The sequence below is a fragment of the Pseudoalteromonas sp. G5_S1_54_S4 genome, from assembly GCF_054968565.1.
In genome coordinates this window covers 1-6014 of sequence record NZ_JBQKUL010000086.1, presented here as the reverse complement: position 1 = coordinate 6014, position 6014 = coordinate 1, and the positions used below count along the sequence as shown (strand labels likewise).

At 41.3% G+C, this 6014-nt stretch carries 5 protein-coding genes; 4 read left to right on the top strand and 1 reads right to left on the bottom strand.

Annotated features, from left to right (window positions below):
- Positions 1–74 precede the first annotated feature (74 nt).
- The 3 genes from ACTRWE_RS18650 (at position 75) to ACTRWE_RS18640 (ending at position 1940) form a co-directional block, all read left to right on the top strand.
- Positions 75–818 carry a ferredoxin--NADP reductase gene (locus ACTRWE_RS18650; protein WP_462880472.1) on the top strand — a complete coding sequence of 248 codons (744 nt, stop codon included), beginning with the start codon at positions 75–77 and terminating at the stop codon, positions 816–818.
- Between the two features lie 90 nt (positions 819–908).
- Positions 909–1610 carry a nuclear transport factor 2 family protein gene (locus ACTRWE_RS18645; RefSeq protein WP_462880471.1) on the top strand — a complete coding sequence of 234 codons (702 nt, stop codon included), beginning with the start codon at positions 909–911 and terminating at the stop codon, positions 1608–1610.
- 9 nt (positions 1611–1619) lie between these two features.
- Positions 1620–1940: a hypothetical protein gene (locus ACTRWE_RS18640; RefSeq protein ID WP_008467890.1), complete on the top strand. Its 321-nt coding sequence runs from the start codon at positions 1620–1622 to the stop codon at positions 1938–1940.
- A 199-nt stretch (positions 1941–2139) separates the two neighbouring features.
- Here the strand turns inward: ACTRWE_RS18640 and ACTRWE_RS18635 are convergent, their stop codons facing one another.
- Positions 2140–3024 (bottom strand): tetratricopeptide repeat protein, encoded by an 885-nt coding sequence (locus ACTRWE_RS18635; RefSeq protein ID WP_008467888.1) that lies wholly within the window; start codon positions 3022–3024, stop codon positions 2140–2142.
- A gap of 654 nt (positions 3025–3678) precedes the next feature.
- On the opposite strand from ACTRWE_RS18635, the gene katG reads away from it, so the two are divergent.
- Positions 3679–5859: a catalase/peroxidase HPI gene (katG, locus tag ACTRWE_RS18630; RefSeq protein WP_462880470.1), complete on the top strand. Its 2181-nt coding sequence runs from the start codon at positions 3679–3681 to the stop codon at positions 5857–5859.
- Positions 5860–6014: the final 155 nt, after the last annotated feature.

Here is a 6014-nt window from a genome sequence, read left to right as displayed (position 1 = left end):
AGCTGATAGCTGATAGCTGATAGCTGATAGCTGATAGCTGATAGCTAAAACACGTTTTACACTCTGGAGTAATTATGTCTAATTGGATTGATGCCACAGTAAAGTCAGTTAAATGGTGGAATGAATCGTTATTTAGCTTAACGGTTAACGCCGATGTAGAACCGTTTAAAGCAGGGCAATTTACAAAGCTCTCTGTTATGGACGGTGAAAAACGTATTGCTCGGGCTTACTCGTATGTTAACGCACCAGATGATCCAAATTTAGAATTTTATTTAATTAATGTAGTCGATGGCCAATTGTCATCGCATTTAGCACAACTAACCCCAGGTGACACTGTACTAATAGAGCGCCGTGCTAGCGGTTTTTTTACCCTTGACGAAGTGCCAGCGAGTGAACAACTTTGGATGCTTAGCACCGGCACCGCTATTGGCCCGTTTTTATCTATATTGCAGCAAAGTGAGGTATGGCAAAAATACAAACATATCAACTTAGTGCATGGGGTTCGCCTAAATAGCGATTTAAGCTATCAGGAGCTAATTAATAAGTTATTAAAGGCTCATACAGGGCAGCTTAATTATGTGCCAGTAGTTAGCCGTGAGGAGCCTTTACAAGGTTTAGCTGGGCGAATAACCACAGTGATAAAAAATAACGCGCTATCTGAACATGTGGGGCTGTGTGCTACTCCCAATAATGCGCAGTTTATGTTGTGTGGTAATCCGCAAATGGTTAAAGATACCAGTGAGTTATTAGTGGCTCAAAACTATAAGCGTAATCGTCGAAAAGAGCCGGGGCATATTACGGTTGAGCAGTATTGGTAGCAAGCTATAACGCTATAATAACTATCTCATGAGGGTAAAATTTGCTATGTTGCGCGTTAATTGCATTTTGTCTTTGTACTTAGGAAAACCATGAAACCTTCATTCATTATATATGTGTGTTTATTCGCCGCTTTCACATTAAACTGTCATGCCATAGAGCAATCGGCATCATCAAACAATGCCGAACTGACACAGCCAGAAAAAGTACAGCCGCAACAAGATGTACTTGATACGTTAACTCAAGAGGCTAACATACCTAAACAACCCGATATAAAGAAAGTGACTGCAGATGATTCTAAAGTACTTGGCAGCGAATCAACGAAGCCGGTTGAACAGCCTAAAAGTAAAGTAGATAAAGCACAAGCGGTCGTCGAGGCTGAGCAAGCAGTGACGCAAGCAAAAGAGGCACTTACAGCAAGGCAACAAGCCAAAGCAAAACAGTCTCGTGAGTCACTTGCTGTTATCGAGCAATTAGTTAAAGCTTACAACGCGCGTAACATTGAAGAATTTATTCGTATGTATGATGAAGATGTTGAGTTTTATATTTTCCCGAATGAGCTATTATTTAAAGGTAAAGAAAAATTAATTGCGCGTTATGGCATTATGTTTAAAAAGCTAAAGTGTCTTCACTCATCACCTATTAAGCGTATTGTGCATGGTGACATTGTGATTGACCATGAGCTATCAGAAACCTGCTCTAACGATCCGAACGTGATAGATAAACGTTCAGAGCTTATTTCAAGCTATCAAATTAAAGATGGCAAAGTGGTTAGGGTATTATTTTTTAGGTAATTATTAATTATGCAGCTAAGTGACGAGAAAAAAATTCGTGTAATGTATCGTGTAGAGCCTGGCTGTTTAGGCCCTGAGGGCGCAGACCACATTGAAGACTTTTGTCGCTTTGCGAACAAGCATATTAAGTCGCCTTATTATGCGCAGTTATTATTTTTACCTCGATACGATAAGCAAAAAGATGAGCGGCAATACAGCGTTAAAAACCGCAACTTATCTCAAGTGCAGGCTAAAGCGTATTTAAATCATTTTGAAATCAACATAGAAGACTTTGAAGAGCAGCTCGACGAGCTGCTTACTAAGTCAATAGACTTATACTTTAAACGCTAAGCTCTATTGACCTTTATGGATTGATATTTATTTAATCTAGAGGCAGTTTAATTGCGGCGCGAGCTTCTAACCTAGTGGGGTCGATAACTGCGCCTAAGTTATTCTACTGGCTTACATCCTTGTAATAATAAGTAAAAACTGAGCAAAACTTTCGCGTTCTGCTCACGCTTTTTACCACCCTCCCTGTAGGCTACGAAGTTTAGGCTTCGTTTGAAACTATCGCATTAAAGCTGTCGTTATCATGCAGACTGGCAAAGGCACTTTCATGAAGTAGCTCGTTTCGTAAGTTGGGTGAGTATTCAAGCGACATTTTTATATCGGCTAGAGCATCTGCATGCTCATGCGTTAAAGCATACGCACAGGCGCGCTGCCAGTATGCGTAACCATAGTCGCTATCTATATCAATTGCTTGATTACAAAGCTCAATAGCTTGCTCAGTCTCATTTAATTCTAATAAAGCATCCGCTTTGTAGGCAATGGCTTCTACATCTTCTGGTTTACGTTTTAAAATTTCATCGAATATTTCAATTTTATTCGCAATATCACTTTCAAGGTTGGCTCGCATCCATAACGAATGAACTTCATTAGTGATTGATATGCGTTCTTGGTTACTGAGTATTTCTTCAGAGCGAACTCGCAGTTTTTCTTCTAATATTTTCAAGCGATCTTCATACTCATCAGTAATAACACTAACTCGGGTGTTTACTATATCTTCTACTTTGTTCTTTACATCACGTAACGAGTTCCAGCCCACTAATACCAAAATAGACGCGGTGGCGGTAATTATAAAAAATACATTATTAATGGTATCTGTGGTGTAGGTAAGCGCCCGATCGGCGGTGTCTAACTGTGCATGCGTAACTTGTTTGGTCACGTCTTCACGCAGTTTTTGTTGATCTTGGCGAACCGACTTTAATTCGTCGAGAATATAACGTTCAAGTAATGGTTTGTACAAAGGGGCTTCTAGCTGTGCTAATTCACGCTGTTGTTGCTCGTTGAGTGCTGCGGTGTTTTTATCAGCAGCTTGCACCGCAGATGAAAAAACACCAATAAATACAATAAATAGTAAAAAATAAAAACGCATTGATATGCCTAGTTAAAAAATTAGTTAATCGCTTTGTTAACTTTAACATGCGCACATCATTGGTACTAGGGTGAGGATAGGGAAGCTGGAATTAACTCAAAAATCTTTTATTACAGGCAAAAAAAATCCAGCCCAAGTTGGGCTGGAAAAAACTACATCAACATATCAAGGGAACAATAGGAGATAGGTGCTATTGTAAGTTTGCCTACCTGAATTTTTACTTAACTAAATTCAAATAGATAAAAATAAGAAAGAAATAAAGGTGCATAAGTAACTTATACACCTTTTATAACTATAATTTCATGGCGAAGGGGGGTATTCCACTGTGCACTTAAGAAAACCTAAGTCACTTTCAAACCCTTCACCGTACATTACGTGGCTATTTTTAATAACGATCATCTATTTTATAAAAAGTTTTGATATTTATTTACGCTAAGCACAAACATTGGCAGCATCATCATATTTATAAATGAGAGTAATCGTTTTAAAGCATTACTTTGCCCTAGCGTATCAAAGCAGCTACACGTATATTGAATAAGCAGAGACCATAAACGTCATTCATTTAATGGCAATAAAATAACAGCGCTCCCAATTGGTGAATACCAAAAGCAGTAAGCATGGGCGTTTTTATTTATACTTAAAAAGGAGCTCAATATGGATAATCATAAAGCGGGTAAATGCCCAGTTATGCACGGCAGCAATACTACAACCGAAAACACCAATACAGATTGGTGGCCAAACTCACTTAATTTAGACATTCTTCATCAGCACGATAGCAAAAGCAACCCCTACGACAGCGACTTTAATTACGCCGACGCTTTTAATTCACTCGACCTAGAAGCACTTAAAACCGATTTAAAAGATTTAATGACTCAAAGCCAACCTTGGTGGCCAGCTGATTGGGGGCACTATGGAGGCCTGATGATCCGTATGGCATGGCACTCTGCGGGCTCGTACCGTTTAGCTGATGGTCGAGGCGGTGGTGGTACCGGTAATCAACGTTTTGCACCACTTAATTCGTGGCCAGATAATGCCAACCTAGATAAAGCGCGCCGTTTATTATGGCCAATTAAAAAGAAATATGGCAACAAGCTTTCATGGGCCGATTTAATTATTTTAGCCGGTAATATGGCGTACGAATCAATGGGATTAAAAACCTTTGGTTTTGCCGGTGGCCGTGAAGATATTTGGCATCCCGAAAAAGACGTTTATTGGGGCGCAGAAAAAGAATGGCTTGCGCCAAGTGATGAGCGATATACCCACGTTGATAAACCCGATACCATGGAAAACCCATTAGCGGCAGTGCAAATGGGTTTAATTTACGTAAACCCAGAAGGGGTAAATGGTAAACCTGACCCACTTAAAACCGCAGAACAAGTGCGCGAAACCTTTGCACGTATGGCAATGAACGATGAAGAAACCGCAGCGCTAACGGTCGGTGGCCATACAGTAGGTAAAACGCATGGTAACGGCAAAGAAGAAAACTTAGGCCCAGAGCCAGAAGCCGCCGATGTGCACGAGCAAGGCCTTGGCTGGAATAACCATAAAACCCGTGGCATTGGCCGCGATACCATGACCTCAGGTATTGAAGGCGCATGGACAACCCACCCAACTAAATGGGACAACGGTTATTGTAAACTGCTGCTTAATTACGAGTGGGAGCTAACCAAAAGCCCTGCAGGGGCTCATCAGTGGGAGCCGGTTAATATTAAAGAAGAAGATAAACCCGTTGATGTGGAAGACCCTTCGATTCGTTTAAACCCAATAATGACCGATGCCGACATGGCAATGAAGCTCGACCCAGCGTACCGTAAAATTATTGAGCGTTTTAATGACGATTTTGAGTACTTTACTGACGTATTTGCCCGCGCATGGTTTAAGTTAACCCACCGTGATTTAGGGCCAAAATCACGTTATTTGGGCGCCGATGTACCAAGCGAAGATTTAATTTGGCAAGATCCTATTCCTGCAGTTGATTACACCCTAAGCGACGCTGAAATAACCGATTTAAAAGCGAAGCTACTTAATTGTGGATTAAGTGAAACCGACTTAATTAATACCGCATGGGACAGTGCACGTACTTACAGAGGCTCCGATCATCGTGGTGGTGCTAATGGCGCCCGTATTCGCCTTGCTCCGCAAAATAACTGGCAAGGTAACGAACCTGCGCGTTTAGCCAAGGTACTTAGCGCACTTGAAACACTGCAAGCGAGCTTAACTAAGCCTGTTAGTATGGCTGATTTAATTGTACTTGGCGGCACCGCTGCAGTAGAGCAAGCTGCTAAAAAGGCCGGGGTTGATGTAACCGTACCATTTGCCCCAGGGCGTGGCGATGCAACTGATGATATGACCGACGCAGAGTCATTTGAGCCATTAGAACCAATTCATGACGGTTTTAGAAATTGGTTGAAAAAAGACTACGCTGTATCCGCCGAGGAGCTATTACTGGAGCGCAGCCAATTAATGGGGCTAACCGCACCAGAAATGAGCGTATTACTAGGCGGTATGCGCGTACTAGGCACTAACTATGGCAATAGTGAACATGGTGTATTTACCGACAAGGTAGGCGTACTCAGTAACGACTTTTTTGTTAATTTAACCGACATGAACAACCGCTGGGAACCTGCAGCTAAAGGCGAGTACAACATAGTTGACCGCGCTAGTGGTAAAACTAAGTACACGGCTACGCGGGTTGATTTAGTGTTTGGTTCAAACTCAATACTCCGTGCATTGGCAGAGTTTTATGCTCAAGACGATAACAAAACCCGTTTTGTACATGACTTTGTTGCCGCATGGGTAAAAGTGATGAACGCCGACCGGTTTGATATTAAATAAACCTAAGTAAAATTTAAAAAGGAGTAGCAATGCTCCTTTTTTTATATTATTTAGAGGTTAAAGGTTAAAGGTTAAAGGTTAAAGGTTAAAGGTTAAAGGTTAAAGGTTAAAGGTTACGAGCTGCGGGCTGTGAGGCGCGGGTATAGTCCAATGAC